Raw genomic sequence first — 16,934 nt, 5'->3', positions numbered from 1 at the left:
CATGTCTACGGTGCAACCACCGGGCGGGACGGCAACGCGCCGCGCCGCCGCAGCCGACAACCAAGGGGAGGCACGATGGCGAGTGTTGAAGTGTCCTTAAAGGAGATCATGGCCTCGATCGAGGGGGCGCTCGGGGCAGCGGTCGTCGATTACACCAGCGGCATGGCCCTGGGCACCCTCGGCGGGAGCAAGGACCTCGACCTGAACATCGCCGCGGCGGGCAACACGGATGTCATCCGCGCGAAGGTGCGCACGATGGACCAGCTGGGCCTGAAGGGTGACATTCAGGACATCCTGATCACACTCGAGGGACAGTACCACCTGATTCGTCTGGTCAGCGGGCGCAACGGCAACGGGTTGTTCCTCTACCTCGTTCTCGACAAGGCCCGGTCCAATCTGGCGATGGCCCGGCACCAGCTGAAGCGCGTGGAAGAACAACTCGAGGTCTGAGCTGACGTAAGCCCGGGCACACGCATGCCCAGAATGTGAAGACTTCTTCAAGTCACGAGATCAGCATGACCCCAACTCGTGGATGCGCACGGTCCCGGGCGACAAGGATCGGCTCATGAAGCCGGATCAAGCGGCGGCACCTTCGCGGTGCCGCCGCATCCTGGCGACCACTCCGACCCGGCAGGGAGCGAACGCGCATGCAAGTCCCCCTCTACCAGGCCAAGGCGGAGTTCTTCCGCATGCTCGGTCACCCGGTACGCATCAGGGTTCTGGAGCTGCTTCAGCACGGCCCCGTCCCCGTACGGGACCTGCTGGCGGACATCGAGATCGAGCCGTCCAGCCTTTCGCAGCAGCTGGCGGTGCTGAGACGATCGGGGATCGTCGTGTCCACCCGCGAGGGTTCTACGGTCCTCTACGCACTCGCCGGCGGTGACGTCGCCGAACTGCTGGCCGCCGCCCGCCGCATCCTCACCGAACTGCTCGCCGGCCGGAACGAGTTGCTGGCCGCACTGCAACAGGCTCCGTCGTCCCCACCGCCGGCGACCACCAGCAGCGGCCACCGGTGACGGCCGAAATCATCCCCGCGCTTGTGCGTCGGCGTACAGGTGGCCCCGTACGCGGCGCAGCCACGCTTCGGCGGCCGCTTCGTCCGGTTGCTCCGGGAGCACACTGGGCGTCTCGTCGAACGCGGCCTCGTAGGCCCGGAGCGTGGGCAGTGCCGCGGACGCGTCGGCCGCCACGCGCTCGCCGAAGTCGTGGTACTCCTGCGGGTTCTCGACCCGGATGGTCAGCCGGCCGGTGGCGTACAGCTCCAACCCTTGCTGACACAGCCGCTTCAGGTGCCGGGCGTGCTTGGCGGTGCGCTTGCGGGTGTCCGCGGAGAACGATCCGTCGCCGCGGGCTTGCAGGCGCCGGAACTGCTGTGTGGCATAGCCGAGGTAGGCGTCCCTGACACGCTTGGCGCACAGCAGCGAGGACCGTATGCCGATCAGCTCGTCCCCGAACGGCGTCCGCACCTCGTACAGCTCGTCCGGAAGCCACACCAGCTCCATCGCGGTCGGATTGCCGCCGAGGGCGAGGCGGCACCACTTCGCGGCTTCGTGCAGGGTGCGGTCGGGCTTGGTGGTGACGTGGGACTCCTTCGGCCGGTGCAGACCGTGCAGTTCCGCGGTGGGTACGGCGAAGACGCCGAGGCGGTCGATGTCGGAGCCCTCGTGAGCGAGTCCGTACGCGGTGGAACCGACGATCCCGGACAGGATGACGTTCGGGACGGTCACGGGCGGCCGCCTTCCTTGTACTTGCGCCCTTGTACGTGCGCGGTGAGCCTGGTGCGTGGGGCTCCATTGTCATGACGTGCCAGGCGGCGGTCACCCGGATATTGGCCGGCGACCGCTGACCCATCTGACGCATACACGCCATGTAGCATGAGCGCCCATGTAATCGGCGGGATTGCCCGGAGATGCTCATGAGGAATCTGGATCCCACCGATCCGCCCGCCATCGGCGGTTACCCCCTGCTGGCGCGGCTCGGGGCCGGCGGCATGGGGCAGGTGTTCCTGTCCCGCACCCCGTCCGGCCGCCCGCTGGCCCTGAAGACGGTGCGGCCCGAGTTCGGTGCGGACCCGGCCTTCGAGGAGCGGTTCGCCCGCGAGATCGCCAGCAGCGACCAGGTGCGCTCCCCCTGGGCGGTTGCGGTCGTCGACTACAGCCCGGCAGGTCAGCGGCCGCAGTGGCTGGCCACGGAGTATGTCGCCGCGCCCTCACTCGCCGACTGGGTGCAGCGGTACGGCCCGCTGCCCGAGCCCGCCGTACGGGCCCTGGCCGCGGAACTCGCCGAGGGGCTGCGGGCCGTGCACCGGGCGGGGCTGGCCCACCGGGACGTGAAGCCGTCCAACGTGCTGCTCGGCCGCCGCCACCCCCTGCTCATCGATTTCGGCATCGCGCGTGCGGCCGACGACACCCGCCATACCCGTACCGGAGGTGTCGTCGGCTCACCCGGGTACATGGCGCCGGAGCAGGTCACCGGCGGGGGCGCGGCCGAGCCCGGGGACATCTTCGCGCTGGGCGCCGTGCTGGCGTACGCGGCCACCGGGGAGGGCCCGTTCCTCCGGCCCGGCGAGGACTCGTCGGCCGCGCAGCTGCTCTACCGGATCGTGCACGAGGAACCGGCGCTGGAAGGCGTTCCGCGGTCACTCGTACCGCTGCTGGCCGCCTGTCTGCACAAGTCGCCTCAGGACCGCCCGACCGCCGAAGCGCTCCTGGAGCGAATCGGCGCCTCCTCAGGTGGCTGGGCATCCGAGCCGCTGCCCGGCCTGGAGGCGGAACTCGCGGCCAGGGAAGCCGAGTTGCGGGCACGGCTGGAACCGTCGGCGACCCTTCCCGCGCCGCCGCCCCAGGCTCCCCCGGGCGCCATGGCCCCAAGTCCCATACTCGTGGCCGCAGTCGAACCCGCCTCGGCCACACCGGTCACGCCCGTCGGATTCGGACCGCCCGTCGCGTACTCGTCGCCCGCCGCCCTGTCCGCCGCGACGGTTCGAGAGCGGCGCACGTCCCTCGCCCGGACGTCGGCCATCTGCGCGGGTGTGGTGGCAGCCGTGGCCGTCGTCGCAGCGCTGTCCTGGCCCGACGGCGGCAACGACAACAAGTCGGACGGCCAGCACGGTTCGTCGCCCTCCCCGTCACGCTCCACGGCCACGGCGGGCGCCCTGCCCGCCTCCTGGGTCGGCACCTGGAAGGGCACCGGGCCGGGCAGCAAGTCGGCCGACGGGGTGGTCAACTCCCGCACGAGCGGGGTCACCGTCGCCGTCACCCTGCACGCGGCGGCGCGCGGTGAACTCGTCGGCCGGCAGGTCAGCCACATCACCGAGGCCGGCAGCGGCCGGGACCTCGGGTGCACCGAGACACTGCTCCTGCGGGAAACCCATCGGACGTCCATGGTCTTCGAAGCGGCGACGAGCACGCCCAGCGATCCGTCGGCCGGGGTGGTCTGTGTGCGCGGCAACGTCTACACGCTGACCAAGACGGGCGCCGACACCCTCACCCTCGTCGACGAGGGAAGCCAGGCGGCCGGCTCACCGTCCCGTCTGCACCGCTCGTCGTCCTAGCGAACGATGTTCAACTCGGGGTGATGATGGCGCATGGCCGCCAACACCTCGTCCACACCGACCGGGAGCGTGGTCGCGGAGATGGCCGCCGGGCTGTAGCCCATGCGCAGGTTGGCCTTGCCTGCGATGCGAGCCATACGCGGTGCGCGTGCCAGATAGGCGCCCGGGTCGTGGAGGATCAGCTCGATCATGCGCTGGGGCCTTGAACTGACCTTGATCTCACAGATCCCCACGGCGGCGATCTCCGTCCAGCTGATCGAGCCCAGCATGGCATGTGTCAGACCCTCGCCGGTGATGACCAGCTCGGGCCGCCGTCGTACGAGACGGCCGATCGCGACCGCGGCGCACAGACCGAAGAACGGCACGCCCACTACGCCCGCGAGTATGGCCTTGATGCTGGAATGGCTGATCAGAGCCCATATGCACAGCACCACGAACACGATCGAGCCGAGGGCGACGAGTGCGGTGCGACGTATGGAGGACGGGTAGGCGGTTCTCGGGAGATCCGCGGGTTCGTTGGTCACGCGATCACTTTAGACAGTCGACGACTGTCGGCCGGGGGCCGGATTCCTGCTCCGGCAGTACTCCCCCGAGTACTCCCCGGGAGGAGGACTTGTTGAGCGATCACCTCACAGGAGACACTTCTACAGCACTGTAGATTGCGGAAGGAAGCAACCCGATGTTCGGCTTGAGCGAGTTGGCGCTGATCCTCCTCGTGGTCGTCGTGGTCCTGGGGATCAAGAAACTCCCCGAGCTGACACGGTCGGCGGGCAGGGCGGCGCGCATCTTCAAGAGCGAGGCGAGAGCACTGAAAGAGGAGGACACCGGGCCGGGGAAGGTCATCCCGGGCACCGTCGTCGACCGCAATGAGCCGCCCCGCTCCTGAGCGCGTCGTACTCGCCGGCTCAGTTGTCGGCGTGCTGTGTGTCTTCGGTGCACCTGCTGAGCGGGGCGGGCTTCGCCGGGGCGGGCGGGGTCGGCCGGGGCTCGGCGGAGCGGCGATTGCGGAGGAGCAGCCGTCTCGCGGGACGCTCCACCGCCTCGTACAGGACCCAAGAGAGGATGAGTGACACCGTGAACAAGGCGGCGGTGACGGCCAGGCCCGCCGCCACGCCGAAGTGCGGGTACTTGCCTAGCACACTGGTGGCGGCGCGCAGCACCAGCAGGTGGGCCATGTAGAAGGCGAACGAGAGCTCTCCGAGCCGGACCAGCCGCCGGCCGCGCCACAGGGAGGGCAGGCCACGCAGGTCCGCCACGGCGGCCGCCGGGATGAGCAGGGCGAAGCCGGTGAGGGTGCAGGCGGTGGCGGGGTATCCGACGGTGACCTGGGGGACGAAGAAGTAGCCGATGATGGCGAGGGCGAGGGAGGCCTCCAGGCCGGGCCCGCGCCACCGGCCCAGCAGCACCAGCCTGGCCGAGGCGGCACCGAGGACGAACTCGGGCAAACGGGCGGCGGGGAAGGAACTGATCGGCTGGTCCGCCCAGTGGTGCGCCTCCGCCCAGGCCAGCACCAGGACCGACAGCGCCGAGAGCCCGGCCAGAGCCGTCAGCCCCCGGGCGCCGAGGCGGCGCAGCAGGAGTGCCAGCAGCGGGAAGGCGGCGTAGAAGAAGGCCTCGCAGGCCAGTGACCAGCTGACCGGGTCCAGCGTCTGCCACCACGGGCGCCACCAGGAATGCACCAGCAGGACGTTGGCCAGCGCCTGGGGCAGCGTCGGCTTCGGCTGGCGGGCCAGTGTGTACGCCATCAGCAGCGCGATCGCGGCGGTGGCCAGATGGACCGGGTAGATGCGGGCGATGCGGCGCCGCCAGAAGGCGAGCGCGCGATCGTTCGGCCGTGCGGACCAAGTCAGTACGAACCCGGACAGAACGAAGAAGAACGAGACACCGACGGCGCCGGCCCCCAGTCCCCATGTCACGATCCGGCCGCCGTCGCCTCCGAAGTAGCCGAAGTTGCGCACATGCAGTCCGAAGACCAGCAGCGCGGCCACCCACCGCAGTCCGGTCAGGGACGGCAGCGAGGGCATCGAGGCGGGCGGGGGCGTCGTGGGGTCGGCTGCGGTGGCACTGGTGGACGGTAGCCTCGGCACCCTGGTCGCCGTCGTCATCGTGTCACCTGCCGGGGGATGTTCGTTTGGGGCATGAAAGGGAACGTTGCCCATTCGCCCCCCTTCATTCCGGCGTTTTAACAAACATCACACCTGTGCCGAAGAACATCGTCGACCTCACACGTTCAACGGCGCGGAACACACCCGAATGGCTGACCGAGCGGGGGCTGGGGTTACGCCACGGAGCAGGACGAGGCGCCGGGGCGGTCCGACCGCGGTCGGACCGTCCCGGCGCCTCGTGTCGTGCCCCTGCGATCAGCCGATGTGATAACTGTCGCCGTAGACCTTCCAGTCCAGCGGCGTGTTCAGGTCGAGGTTGCCCTTGCGCAGGAAGACACGCTGCTCGGTGTCGACCCGGCTGGTGTCGCTGTGGGCCTCCTCCTGCTTCATGGCCCACACCCGGGCGTCGAGGAAGGCGTTGAGGTACGCCGTCTCGTCGCCGCCCTGCGCCGGCGGCTTCGCATGACGCAGCGCCCGCTTGCGGATGCTGCCGAAGCTGGTGGGGTCGTCGCCGTCGCCGTGCATGACGATGGCGTCGTAGTACGTGAACTGGCCGAGCGCCCGCAGTCCGTCCGCCTTGCCCTGCCGCACCGCGGGGTTGAAGTAGACGCGGTCGCGCTCGTCGTTCTGCGCCTGCTGGAACGCCGAGTCCTGTGCGGCCTTGCGCCAGTCCCGGGGGAAGTTCGGGTCGAGCCCGTCGTGCGAGTCGCTGCCGTTGACGCGGCGCAGCGCGGGCAGGTACTTGGCGAGGACGTTGCCGGGCTTGCGGTCGGTGTAGAGCTGAACGAGGTCGAGCATGTCGCCGGTGCCGGAACAGAAGCCGATGATGCCGGCGGTGTAGCCGCGGCCGTCGCCTATGTCCTCGATGTACTTGTACTGCGCCTTCCAGTCGAGCGAGGAGTTCTCCGCGCTCGACACGAGCTTCATGGCGATTTCCTTCTTCGCCGGGTCGTCGAGGCCCGGGGCGGCCGCCTGAGCCGCCGTGGCGTGCTGCGCGGCCAGGAGACCGCCGAGGGCCACGGCGCCGGTCAGGGCGACGAAGGTCCGGCGGGAGGGGCCGGACGGGGATGCTGCATGATGGTCGAGGTGCACCACGGGGGCTCCAACTGAAAGTGGGGGGTGGGAAGTTGTCCCTCTAGCGTACTGACAGGAAGGTTTCCTATTAGACGCTCCACTGAAAGCCCTAGGGTGGAAGTTCGTAGCATCGAACAAGCCGAAGTCGTGACTCAAGGGGCGAGTCGGCTTCCTCCCGTCGGGGGAGGCGCACGCTGGGTGGTGCGGCGTTGACGCCTCGGTGACGGCCCGGTGACTGGTGTCTCCCACCATACGAATCACCTGCCGGCGGCCCGATGCCGTCGGGTGAGGGAGGCAACGGCGCCATGACGCAATTCTCCTATCCCGGTGTCTATATCGAGGAGATCGAGAGCCCGGTACGGCCGATCGCCGGTGCGGAGACCTCGGTGACGGCATTCGTGGGGCTCGCGTCGGCCGGACCGAGGACGCCCACGGCGGTGGAGAGCTGGGCGGACTTCGAGCAGCGGTTCGGCGGCCTGTGGACCGGCAGCGAACTGAGCTACGCCGTCTATCAGTTCTTCCTCAACGGCGGGAGCAAGGCGGTCGTGGTCCGCGTCGGCGGCGACCCGGCGTACGCGCAGGTCGACCTGGGCGACGGGGTGAAGCTCAGGGCCAGGACACCCGGCACCGCCGGCAACTCGATCAAGGTGACCGTGAAGCACGACTCGGGCGAGCCCAAGCGCTACACGCTCGTCGTCTCCGACGGGAGCACGACGGAGTCGTACGTCGTCTCCGTCGACCCGGCGCTGGAGAGCTCACGCCTGGACCGGGTGCTCAGCACCTCGCAACTCGTCGAGCCGGACACCCAGGTCTTCGGCACACGTCCGGCCGCCGTGGAGAACAAAGCCTTCACCGGCGGTACCGACGTCGCTCTGACGAGGTCCGACATACTGGGCAGCGCGACGCCGTCCCCGCGCACCGGTCTGGAAGCACTGGCCGACGTCGACGTCTTCAACCTGCTGGTGATTCCGAACCAGTTGGCGAAACCCACCACGGGAACGGACACCCGTGACAGCGACTGGGCGCCGGTGATCGACGCGGCTGCCCGGCTGTGCGAACAGCGGCGGGCGATGCTGCTGCTCGACCCGCCGTTCGGCTGGGACACCGTGGACGCGGCCGTACAGGGGGCCCGCGGCGGGCTGCCCGTCGGCGGCGTGACGGCACGCAACGCGGTGGTGTTCTTCCCGAGGCTGAGGATCTCGGACCCGCTCGGCGACGACCGCGAGGTCGGCCCCGCCGGCACGGCCGCCGGTGTGATGGCTCGCACCGACACCCGGCGCGGCGTGTGGAAGGCGCCGGCCGGGACCGACGACGGCGGACTGCTGGGGGTGCGCTCGCTCACCTTCCGGCTGACCGACCAGCAGAACGGCACCCTCAACAAGCTCGGCGTGAACTGCCTGCGCACCTTCCCCGTCTACGGCAATGTCCTCTGGGGCGCCCGCACCTGCCGAGGCGGCGACGACTTCGGCGACCCCTGGCGCTATGTGCCGGTGCGGCGCGTGGCCCTGTACATCGAGGAATCGCTGTTCATCGGCACCAAATGGGTGGTGTTCGAGCCCAACGACGAGCCCCTGTGGTCCTCGATCCGGCTCAACGTGGGCGCTTTCATGGACCGCCTCTTCCGCCAGGGCGCCTTCCAGGGACGGACCGCGAAGGAGGCGTACTTCGTGCGCTGCGACGCCGGAAACAACCCGCAGGACGCCATCGACCGCGGCGTCGTCACGGTCGACGTGGGCTTCCAGCCGCTGTCCCCCGCCGAGTTCGTCCACATCCGTATCCAGCAGAAGCGCGACGACGCGACGACCCAGGGGAGCTGAGATGGCGCAGTTCACGGTCAACACCGCCCGCCTGGACCCGTACAAGAACTTCAAGTTCCGGGTGAAGTGGGACGGCAAGTACGTCGCCGGCATCAGCAAGGTGAGTGCGCTCAAGCGGACCACCGAAGTGGTCGAGCACCGGGACGGCGGAGACCACTCCACCGCCCGCAAGTCACCCGGCCGCACCAAGTACGAGGCGATCACCCTGGAGCGCGGGGTCACCCACGACCCGGAGTTCGAGGCATGGGCGAACAAGGTGTGGAACTACAGCAACGACGTCGGTGCCGAGATCGCTCTCGCGGGCTTCCGCAAGGACCTGGTGATCGAGGTCTGCAACGAGGCCGGTCAGCCGGTGCTGGCCTACCAGGTCTTCCGCTGCTGGGTGTCGGAGTACCAGGCGCTGCCCGACCTCGACGCCAACGCCAACGCGGTCGCCATCCAGCACCTGAAGCTGGAGAACGAGGGCTGGGTGCGGGACGTGGGGGTCACCGAGCCCAGCGAGCCGAACTTCTGACGGCACGTCAGCGGGGGATGAGGATGGACACGGTGAGTGCCGTCGAGTTGCTGGACGCGTGGGAGGCGGGCTGGAGCCGCGATCCGCTGCGGCGCGGTCTGGCCCTGCTGGCCGCGGCCCGGCGCACCACGCCGACCGCCGCAGCGGAGGTGTCCGTGGGCCGCCGGGACCGCGCCCTGTTCGCGTTCCGCGCCGCCCTGTTCGGTACCGCCGTGGACGCGGTGTCCCGCTGCCCCGGATGCGACACCGAGGTCGAAGTCGCATTCGACCAGCGGGAGTTGCTTGCCGAGAACGAGCCTGCGGCCGGAGACGCGGCGACCGTGCGAGCAGGCGGCCGGGACGTCCCGGTGCGCATGCCCACGAGCGCCGACCTGGCCGCCGTACTCGACGCGGACGTCCCCGATCCCGAGGAGGCCCTCGTACGCCGGTGCGCTCCCCCCGGAGAGCCGGCCCCGGCGGCCGCAGCGGTCGCCGCGGCATGGACGGCCGCCGACCCGCTGATCGACCCGTGCGTCGGCCTCGCCTGCCCCGACTGCGGCCTGGCCTGGGAGGAGCCCTTCGACATCGTCGGATACCTGTGGGCGGAGCTGGACATCTGGGGCCGGCGGACCCTGCTCGAGGTGCACGAGCTGGCCCGCGCCTACGGCTGGACGGAGGCACAGACCCTCGCGCTCAGCCCATGGCGCCGTCAGTGCTATCTGGGGCTGGTGGGCACATGACCGGCCCCTTGACGCGCCTCGTCGGCCGCAGCCGCTCCCCCGTCCCGGGCCTGCGACCCCGCCCCGTCTCCCGCTACGAGCGCTCCTCCCCGGCAGACGGACCGCCCCCACCGGCCCGCCCCGACGCCCCGGAGCCCCCCGCGCGGCAGGCGGCGGCCATCGACGGCACCGACCCGTCCGTCGAGGAGGAGGGGCCCCGGGCACCCCTGCCGACCGGAACCACCGACGCCGAGCCCGCCGTCCCGGGCCGGGAGCCGCCCACCCGCGCCCTCTCCGTCGTCCGGCACCCTGCCGTACGACGAGAGGACGTATCCGTCGTGCGGGAACGTCCTTCCGCCCTACGCCAGGACGTCCCCGTACGACGCGAGGAACCGGCGCCACTCCCCCACCCCGTCCCAGCCGAGGCCACGCAGGAGCCGGGCCGCCCGGCGGATCCACGGCGCAGCTTCCTGCAGAGCCCCGAGCAGGAGACCCCCGAGCCTCCTGGTCACCACGCCCCGCACGCCGTCGTCGCCTTCGACCGGCCGCTGCTCCACGCCGAGGCACCGCCCCCGCTCGTCGCCGGCGCCCCGGCGGCCGCGTCCGCCACGGCGGCGGAACCGGCTGTCGTGGTCGAGGTCTCCATCGGGCGTCTGGACGTCCGTGCCCCGGCCCCGCCCGCACCGCCGCAGCCGCCGGTCCCGCGGCGGGACGCGCAGGCGGACCACGCCAAGGCGCTGCAGAACTATCTGCGCCGACGCGCCGAGGGGGAGCTGGGATGAGCAACTCCCTGGCCATCGCGGCCGTCACGGCCACCCTGCGGGCCCGGCTGTTCGCCCGGCTCGGCGGCCCCAGGGTCACCGTCGCCCCACCCAACAAGGCGCCCGACGCGGTGAGCGGCGACCATGTGAACCTCTTCCTTTACCGCGCGGACCTCAACCCCGCCTTCCGCAACGCCGATGCGTCCGGCGCGCGTCCCGGTGAGTCGCCGAAGCCGCTGCTGCCGCTGGTACTGCACTACCTGCTCGCCGCGTACAGCGACGACGAGGGCAAGGCGCACGAGCTGCTCGGGGCCGCGATGCTCGCGCTGCACGACGAGCCGCTCCTGTCGGGCGACGAGATCCGGGCGGCGACGGCCGCGGCACTGCCGGGCAGCGATCTGCATCTGCAGCCCGAGCGCGTGAAGATCAGCCAGGAGACCTTGAGCCAGGACGACATCGCCAAGATGTGGACGGCGTTCGGGACACCGTTCCGGATGTCGTCCGCGTACCAGGTGACGGCCGTCCTCATCGACAGCGCCCTGCCCGGCCTCGCTCCGATGCCCGTGCTGAGCCGGGGCCCGGACGACCGGGGAGCGGCCGTGCGGCCCGACACGGGCTCGCCTGCGCTGCTCGGAATCCGTTGTGCCGCCGCGGGGCAGGTCGATGCGCTGCCCGGGGAGCGGGTCACGCTGCTGGTGGAGCAACTGCCGACCACGGCACTGAGCGTGCGGCTGCGGCATCTGCGTGTGCCCCGGACCGCGAACGTGGCGCTGCCGGCGCCCGCCCCCGGGGCCGGCGAGGTGACGCTCACCCTGCCCGCCACGGGACTGCCCGCGGGGCCATGGGCACTGGACCTCGGCCCCGCCGATGGCGGCTCGCCCCGCACCAACGAACTCGTCCTCGGCGTCGCCCCGGCGGTGACCGCGCTCGCGGCCGAGGCGGCCGGCGGCACCCCGGCGCGCACGAAGGTGACCGTGACGGCCGCGCAGCCGGTGCTGCCCGGTCAGCAGGCCGCGGTGCTGGTCGGAGCACGGCAGCTGGCGGTGGGGCTGCTGACCGCGGGCTCCAGAACGGTCTCGGTGACCGCCGTCCTGCCGTCCGGGAAGACCCGGGTGCGGTTGCGGGTGGACGGCGTCGACAGCGAGATCGTCGACCGGGCCGACGGCACGTTCCGGACCGGGCCGACGGTGGAGGTGACGATCCCGTGAGCATCGGCGTTCCGGCCGACCTCCGCTGGGAGGAGGCCAACAGCCGTTATCTCAAGGCCTCGTTGGCCTGGCTGCGGGCCCGGCTGGAGGCGTTGTCCCGGTTCCCGGACGCGCCGGAGCCGACGGACGGCGGCAGGCGCCGCCCGCCCTGGCGGGAGCGTCGGCCCGAACTGCCGGCCGCCGCCCCGGCCCTGGCGGACACGGGTGTCCTCGGCCGGCTCGCCGCGGCGCGGGAGGCCGCGGCCGCCGAACCGGACACCGCGCCGCCCGCGCTGGTACAGCTCGCGGACCGCTTCGGGCTGACCGACTTCGAACGCGACGTGCTGCTGCTGGTGGCCGCTCCCGCCGTGGACCCGGGCATCGGCGCGGAGATCGCCGCCGCGCACGGCGATCCGCTGGCGACCGCGCCGACGTTCGCGCTGGCACTGCGTCTGTTCGACGACGCGCGCTGGGACGTGCTGTCGCCCCTGCGGCCGCTGCGGCACTGGCGGCTGGCCGAGGCCGTGCCCGCTCCCGCGCAGCCGCTGCTGACGGCACCGCTGCGGCCGGACGACCGGATCGCCAACCTGGTGCGCGGCCTCAACCACCTCGACGAACGCCTCGCTTCGGTGCTCGAGCCGGTGGCCGATCCGGCAGTCGGCGTCGCCTCGACCGATTCCGTGCGGCACGCGGAGGACGCGGTGACGGCGGCCGTGCTCGCCGAGACCCCCGACGGCCGGTTCCCCGTCGTACAGCTCACGGCCCGCGACACGGACAGCGCCGCACTCGTGGCCGTACGGGCGTTCGCGCGGCTGGGACGTGAGGTGTACCGGCTGCGGGCCGGGGTGCTGGGCCGGGAGGGACGGGACCCGGAGACGGTGGCGCTGCTGTGGCACCGGGAGAGTCTGCTGCTGCCGGTCGTGCTGCTGTTGGACGCGATCGACGCCGACCCGGACGACACGGCCCTGACCACCGCCGTGCGACGGCTGCTGCCCCGCACCGGCGGGCCGGTCGTCCTGGCCGCGCGTGAGGTGTGGCCGGTGGAGGGGAGTTCCACGGCGGTGGTCGATGTGACCGTGCCGCCGCCGGGCGAGCAGCGGGCGCTGTGGGCCGCTTCGACGGGGCTGGACCCCGGCGGGGCACCGGTCGCGCTGGCGGCGCAGTTCCGGCTGAGCCTGCCCGCGCTGCACCGCGTCGCGACCGCCCACCGGCCGGGGCCGGACGGCCCGACCGCCGGAGAGGCAGGGGACCGTTTGTGGGCCGCCTGCCGGGACGCCGCACGGCCCCGGCTGGAGTCCCTGGCGCAGCGGATCGTGCCCCGCGCGCGCTGGAGCGATCTCGTGCTGCCTGAACCGCAGATGGAGACCCTACGGCGGATGGCCGGTCATGTTCGGCACGGCGCCACCGTGTTCACGGACTGGGGCTTCGCCGAGCGGACGAGTCGGGGGCAGGGCGTGACCGCGCTGTTCTCCGGTCCCAGTGGCACCGGCAAGACCTTCGCGTCCGAGGTGCTGGCGCACGAACTCCGGCTGGATCTCTACCGCGTGGACCTGTCGGCGGTGGTCAGCAAGTACATCGGAGAGACCGAGAAGAACCTGCGCCGGGTGTTCGACGCCGCGGAGTGCGGGGGGTCGCTGCTGCTGTTCGACGAGGCCGACGCGCTGTTCGGGCGGCGCAGCGAGGTCCAGGACAGCCACGACCGGTACGCCAACATCGAGGTGAGCTATCTGCTGCAGCGCATGGAGGCCTATCGGGGTGTCGCCGTGCTCGCCACCAACCTGCGGGCGGCGCTGGATCCCGCGTTTCTGCGGCGGCTGCGGTTCGTCGTGGAGTTCCCGGTGCCCGGGGAGGAGGAGCGGCGACGGCTGTGGGAGGCGGCCTTCCCCGATTCCGTGCCCCTGGCGAGCGGCCTCGACCTCGGCCGGTTCGCCGAATTGCCGGCGACCGGCGCGGCCATCCAGGCGATCGCGCTGGGCGCGGCCTTCTCGGCGGCGGCGTCCGGGCGTCCGGTGGACACCGCGATGGTGATGGCGGCCGCCCGCGCCGAGTTCCGCAAGCTGGACCTGCCGTTGCCCGTGCTCGTCGGGGAGGGGTCATGACGGTCCGGAGGATCGTGGTGCGCATCGACCTGATGGTGCTCGACGCCGGTGTGGCCGGGGGCTGTTCGGCGGCGGAGGCGGCCGAGGTGCTGCGGGCCGCGCTGCGGGCGGACCTCGCGGCGGCGGAGACGACGGCAGCCCCGGCCGGCGAGCGGGCGGGGGGACCCCCGAGCGGGCGGCTGAGCGTCACGGCCGAGGACAGCGGCCTCGACGCCGTCGCACGAGCGGCCTCGCTGGCGGTGGGCCGCGTGGTGGCGCACACGGTCGCCTCCGGCCGACCGCCGCGGGACGCGGACATGGGGAACGCGGAAACACGGGGCATCGAGACACAGGGCACGAGGACACGGGGTACGCAGACGCGCGGTTCTGGCGGTTCGGGCGGTGAGACCGGATGACCTCGTCCTTCCTGCCCGGCACCCCCGTCGTCCCTCGCGGTGCGATCGTGCTCCTCGACCCCGCGACCGGCGCCGTCCTGCGGGTGATCGCCCTGCAGTACAACCCCGACACCGTCACCCGCACGCTCCAGCCGCAGGGCGTCGGCGCCGAGGCCGGGGAGCGGAGCGAGGCGCTGCGGCTCAAGGGGCCCGCGCACGAGACGGTGAAGGTCGAGGTCGAACTGAACGCCACGGATCAGCTGGAGGACCCGTCAGGTGCCGACGCGGACGTGGTGGCCCGGTTCGGGCTGCTGCCGGTGCTGGCCGCGCTGGACCAGCTGGTCAACCCGACCGCGCGGGCGCTGCTCGACCAGGACGCCGCGGCCCGCTCCGGGGCGTTCGAGATCGCGCCCATGGAGTCGCCGCTCACCGTCTTCGTGTGGAACCGGGACCGTGTCGTACCGGTGCGGATCACGGAATTCACGGTCACCGAGGAGGCGTTCGACTCCCGGCTGCAGCCGATCCGGGCCAAGGTCGGCCTCGGACTGCGCATCCTCACCATCGACGACCTGGGCTTCACCCACCGCGGCGGCGCCCTGTTCCTCGCCCACCAGCGGCGCCGCGAGCAGCTCGCGGCGCTGCACCGCTCGGCCCGCCCGGGTCCGACGATTCTCGGCACCCCACCGGGAGGCAGCTGATGTTCACCGCCGCGAGCCGCTATCACGGCATCGAGGTCGCCCGCTACGAGCCTCCGGGCGGCGGCGACCCGGTGCCGTACGTCCGCCGCAGGCTGCTGCCCGACCCGGCCTCGCTGACACCGCTCGGCTTCCACCCGGTGGCCGAGGGCGACCGCCTGGACCGGATCGCGGCCGCCGGGCTGGGGGATCCCGAGCTGTTCTGGCGGATCGCGGACGCCAACCCCGTACTGGATCCGGAGGAGTTGACGGCCCGGCCCGGCCGCCGTCTGCTGCTCGCGCTGTCCGCCGCTGCCGCCGGGAGCACCCGTGGCTTCTGACCTGCTGCTGGCGCTGCGGCTCGGCGCCGTGCGCGCGGAGCCCGTGCCGCCCGAGGTGGTGGACGCCCTGCTGTCGGTGCAGGTGACCGAGGGCGTGGGCAGATCCGGCGGTTTCCAGCTGCAGTTCGCCACCGCCAAGCGGTCCCTGCTCTTCGCGGAACTGCTCCCGCAGGGGGCGCTGGACCCGCCCGCGCGGGTGCAGCTCGTGCTCACCGTGCGTGGACGCACGACGGTGCTGATGGACGGTGTCGTCACCCGTCACGAGGTTGCCCCTTCGGCCGAGCCGGGGCAGGCGAAGCTGACGCTCACGGGCGAGGACGTCTCCCGGATGATGGACGTGATCGACTTCAGCGGGGTCAAGTACCCGTGCCTGCCGCCCGAGGCGCGGGTGGCGGTGATCTGCGCCAAGTACCCGATGTACGGGCTGGTTCCGGCGATCGTGCCGAGTGTGTTCATGGTGCCGCCCAACCCGCTCAAGGAGGTGCCCAGTCACCAGGGCACCGACCTCGCCTACGTACGGCAGCTCGCCGCGCAGGCCGGCTATCTGTTCTTCGTAGAGCCGGGGCCCGAGCCGGGAGTGAACATCGCCCACTGGGGACCGCCCGACAAGCTGGGGCTCCCGCAGGACCCGCTGCTGGTGAACTGCGACACGGCGAGCAACGTCGAGAGCCTGTCCTTCTCCTTCGACGGCTTCTCCGCCACCCAGTACATCGTGCTGATCCAGAACCCGGAGACCAAGTTCCCGATCCCGGTCCCCGTTCCCGATGTCACCCCGCTCAGCCCGCCCATGGGCCGCCGTCGGCCACGGCCGCTCAAGGTGGAGCCGATCCACGGCCTGGCCAAGCTGACCCCGCCGCAGGCGGCGGGCGTTGCCCTGGCCCGGGCCGCGGACAGCTACGAGGTGATCTCGGGACAGGGCAGTCTCGACGCCCTCCGCTACGGCCGGCCGCTGCGCCCCCGCCGGCCGGTGCCGGTGCACGGCGCGGGCACGGCGTACGACGGGACGTACTACGTCAAGAGCGTCACGCACTCGATCAAACGCGGCGCCTACACCCAGCAGTTCAGCCTGACCCGCAACGCATTCGATCCCCTGTGAGCGGTCCCGCTGCAGACGATCGGCGCGAGGAGACGAGACGTCATGACGAGTATGGACGACATCGGTTATGTGGAGTCCCCGGGCCTTCTCAGCCCGGCACAGCGCGAGGACGGCGAACCGCCCGGCGCTCGCCGCTTCTACGGCAAGTACCGCGGCTCGGTCGTGCAGAACACCGATCCGCTGGGCATGGGGCGGCTGCTGGTGAGCGTGCCGGACGTGTTCGGGCTGTTCCCGAGCAGCTGGGCGATGCCCTGCGTACCGCTCGCCGGGCTGCAGTCGGGGGTGTTCGTGGTGCCGGCGCCGCAGGCCGGGGTGTGGGTGGAATTCGAGGGCGGCAACCCCGACCACCCGATCTGGACGGGCTTCTTCTGGGGCAGCCGCGCCGAGACGCCGACCACGGCCAGCACACTCGTCCCCGCCTCCCCCGCCTTCCTGGTGGAGAGCACGGGCAAGAGCAAGGTCGTCGTCAGCGACACCCCGGTGGCGCCCATGAAGGGCGGCGGGGTCCTGCTGCAGTCCCCGTCCGCGGCGATCACCGTGGACGGCTCGGGCGTGACCATCACCGCTCCGACCATCAACATCGTCGGCCTCGTCAACATCAACAACGGCGCGCTCGTCGTGAAGACGGCGTGAGGAGACCG

19 protein-coding genes are annotated in these 16,934 nt (G+C 71.6%); 15 read left to right on the top strand and 4 right to left on the bottom strand.

Annotated elements, in window-relative coordinates; translation table 11 throughout:
* Window positions 1–75 precede the first annotated feature (75 nt).
* Both Q8A52_RS22270 and Q8A52_RS22265 read left to right on the top strand, forming a co-directional pair.
* Window positions 76–450: a roadblock/LC7 domain-containing protein gene (locus Q8A52_RS22270; RefSeq protein WP_316754623.1), complete on the top strand. Its 375-nt coding sequence runs from the start codon at window positions 76–78 to the stop codon at window positions 448–450.
* A 197-nt stretch (window positions 451–647) separates the two neighbouring features.
* Window positions 648–1,016 carry an ArsR/SmtB family transcription factor gene (locus Q8A52_RS22265; RefSeq protein WP_316754456.1) on the top strand — a complete coding sequence of 123 codons (369 nt, stop codon included), beginning with the start codon at window positions 648–650 and terminating at the stop codon, window positions 1,014–1,016.
* Between the two features lie 9 nt (window positions 1,017–1,025).
* On the opposite strand, the gene Q8A52_RS22260 is transcribed toward Q8A52_RS22265, so the two are convergent.
* Window positions 1,026–1,727: a nucleotidyltransferase domain-containing protein gene (locus Q8A52_RS22260; RefSeq protein WP_316754455.1), complete on the bottom strand. Its 702-nt coding sequence runs from the start codon at window positions 1,725–1,727 to the stop codon at window positions 1,026–1,028.
* 188 nt (window positions 1,728–1,915) lie between these two features.
* Here Q8A52_RS22260 and Q8A52_RS22255 point away from each other — a divergent pair, with 188 nt between their 5' ends.
* Window positions 1,916–3,553: a serine/threonine-protein kinase gene (locus tag Q8A52_RS22255; protein ID WP_316754454.1), complete on the top strand. Its 1,638-nt coding sequence runs from the start codon at window positions 1,916–1,918 to the stop codon at window positions 3,551–3,553.
* On the opposite strand, the gene Q8A52_RS22250 is transcribed toward Q8A52_RS22255, so the two are convergent.
* Window positions 3,550–4,077 carry an STM3941 family protein gene (locus Q8A52_RS22250; RefSeq protein WP_316754453.1) on the bottom strand — a complete coding sequence of 176 codons (528 nt, stop codon included), beginning with the start codon at window positions 4,075–4,077 and terminating at the stop codon, window positions 3,550–3,552. The two genes, Q8A52_RS22255 and Q8A52_RS22250, sit on opposite strands and share 4 nt — an antisense overlap.
* A gap of 155 nt (window positions 4,078–4,232) precedes the next feature.
* Between Q8A52_RS22250 and Q8A52_RS22245 the strand changes: the two genes are divergently transcribed.
* Window positions 4,233–4,439, top strand: a complete 207-nt coding sequence (locus Q8A52_RS22245; RefSeq protein ID WP_316754452.1) for a twin-arginine translocase TatA/TatE family subunit — start codon at window positions 4,233–4,235, stop codon at window positions 4,437–4,439.
* A gap of 19 nt (window positions 4,440–4,458) precedes the next feature.
* Here Q8A52_RS22245 and Q8A52_RS22240 read toward each other — a convergent pair whose 3' ends face one another.
* Together Q8A52_RS22240 and Q8A52_RS22235 are read right to left on the bottom strand one after the other, a co-directional pair.
* Window positions 4,459–5,658, bottom strand: coding sequence for an acyltransferase family protein (locus Q8A52_RS22240; RefSeq protein WP_316754451.1), 1,200 nt, complete (start codon window positions 5,656–5,658; stop codon window positions 4,459–4,461).
* A gap of 255 nt (window positions 5,659–5,913) precedes the next feature.
* Window positions 5,914–6,753 carry a chitosanase gene (locus Q8A52_RS22235; protein ID WP_316754450.1) on the bottom strand — a complete coding sequence of 280 codons (840 nt, stop codon included), beginning with the start codon at window positions 6,751–6,753 and terminating at the stop codon, window positions 5,914–5,916.
* Between the two features lie 284 nt (window positions 6,754–7,037).
* Between Q8A52_RS22235 and Q8A52_RS22230 the strand changes: the two genes are divergently transcribed.
* The 11 genes from Q8A52_RS22230 to Q8A52_RS22180 are packed head-to-tail and all read left to right on the top strand — an operon-like array spanning window position 7,038 to window position 16,926.
* Complete coding sequence (locus tag Q8A52_RS22230; protein ID WP_316754449.1) at window positions 7,038–8,549, top strand: phage tail sheath C-terminal domain-containing protein; 1,512 nt, start codon at window positions 7,038–7,040, stop codon at window positions 8,547–8,549.
* 1 nt (window position 8,550) lies between these two features.
* Window positions 8,551–9,063, top strand: coding sequence for a phage tail protein (locus Q8A52_RS22225; protein ID WP_316754448.1), 513 nt, complete (start codon window positions 8,551–8,553; stop codon window positions 9,061–9,063).
* A gap of 23 nt (window positions 9,064–9,086) precedes the next feature.
* Entirely contained in the window at window positions 9,087–9,782 is a 696-nt protein-coding gene (locus tag Q8A52_RS22220) for a hypothetical protein (protein ID WP_316754447.1), read from the top strand.
* On the top strand, window positions 9,779–10,543 hold the full coding sequence (locus Q8A52_RS22215) for a hypothetical protein (RefSeq protein WP_316754446.1): 765 nt from the start codon (window positions 9,779–9,781) through the stop codon (window positions 10,541–10,543). The genes Q8A52_RS22220 and Q8A52_RS22215 overlap by 4 nt, the downstream gene beginning before the upstream one ends.
* Window positions 10,540–11,730, top strand: a complete 1,191-nt coding sequence (locus tag Q8A52_RS22210) for a DUF4255 domain-containing protein (protein WP_316754445.1) — start codon at window positions 10,540–10,542, stop codon at window positions 11,728–11,730. The genes Q8A52_RS22215 and Q8A52_RS22210 overlap by 4 nt, the downstream gene beginning before the upstream one ends.
* Window positions 11,727–13,808 carry an AAA family ATPase gene (locus Q8A52_RS22205; protein WP_316754444.1) on the top strand — a complete coding sequence of 694 codons (2,082 nt, stop codon included), beginning with the start codon at window positions 11,727–11,729 and terminating at the stop codon, window positions 13,806–13,808. The genes Q8A52_RS22210 and Q8A52_RS22205 overlap by 4 nt, the downstream gene beginning before the upstream one ends.
* Window positions 13,805–14,203 (top strand): hypothetical protein, encoded by a 399-nt coding sequence (locus Q8A52_RS22200; RefSeq protein WP_316754443.1) that lies wholly within the window; start codon window positions 13,805–13,807, stop codon window positions 14,201–14,203. The genes Q8A52_RS22205 and Q8A52_RS22200 overlap by 4 nt, the downstream gene beginning before the upstream one ends.
* The gene (locus Q8A52_RS22195; protein WP_316754442.1) at window positions 14,200–14,880 is read left to right on the top strand and encodes a hypothetical protein; all 681 of its coding nucleotides are present in this window, start codon (window positions 14,200–14,202) and stop codon (window positions 14,878–14,880) included. Before Q8A52_RS22200 ends, Q8A52_RS22195 begins: the two co-directional genes overlap by 4 nt.
* Window positions 14,880–15,197 (top strand): LysM domain-containing protein, encoded by a 318-nt coding sequence (locus tag Q8A52_RS22190; RefSeq protein ID WP_316754441.1) that lies wholly within the window; start codon window positions 14,880–14,882, stop codon window positions 15,195–15,197. The genes Q8A52_RS22195 and Q8A52_RS22190 overlap by 1 nt, the downstream gene beginning before the upstream one ends.
* Entirely contained in the window at window positions 15,187–16,293 is a 1,107-nt protein-coding gene (locus Q8A52_RS22185) for a hypothetical protein (protein WP_316754440.1), read from the top strand. The genes Q8A52_RS22190 and Q8A52_RS22185 overlap by 11 nt, the downstream gene beginning before the upstream one ends.
* Window positions 16,294–16,335: 42 nt before the next feature.
* Window positions 16,336–16,926 carry a phage baseplate assembly protein V gene (locus Q8A52_RS22180; protein ID WP_316754439.1) on the top strand — a complete coding sequence of 197 codons (591 nt, stop codon included), beginning with the start codon at window positions 16,336–16,338 and terminating at the stop codon, window positions 16,924–16,926.
* Window positions 16,927–16,934: the final 8 nt, after the last annotated feature.

This window comes from Streptomyces herbicida (genome assembly GCF_032656585.1).
Taxonomy (GTDB): domain Bacteria; phylum Actinomycetota; class Actinomycetes; order Streptomycetales; family Streptomycetaceae; genus Streptomyces; species Streptomyces herbicida.
This window is presented reverse-complemented; position numbering and strand designations above follow the sequence as displayed.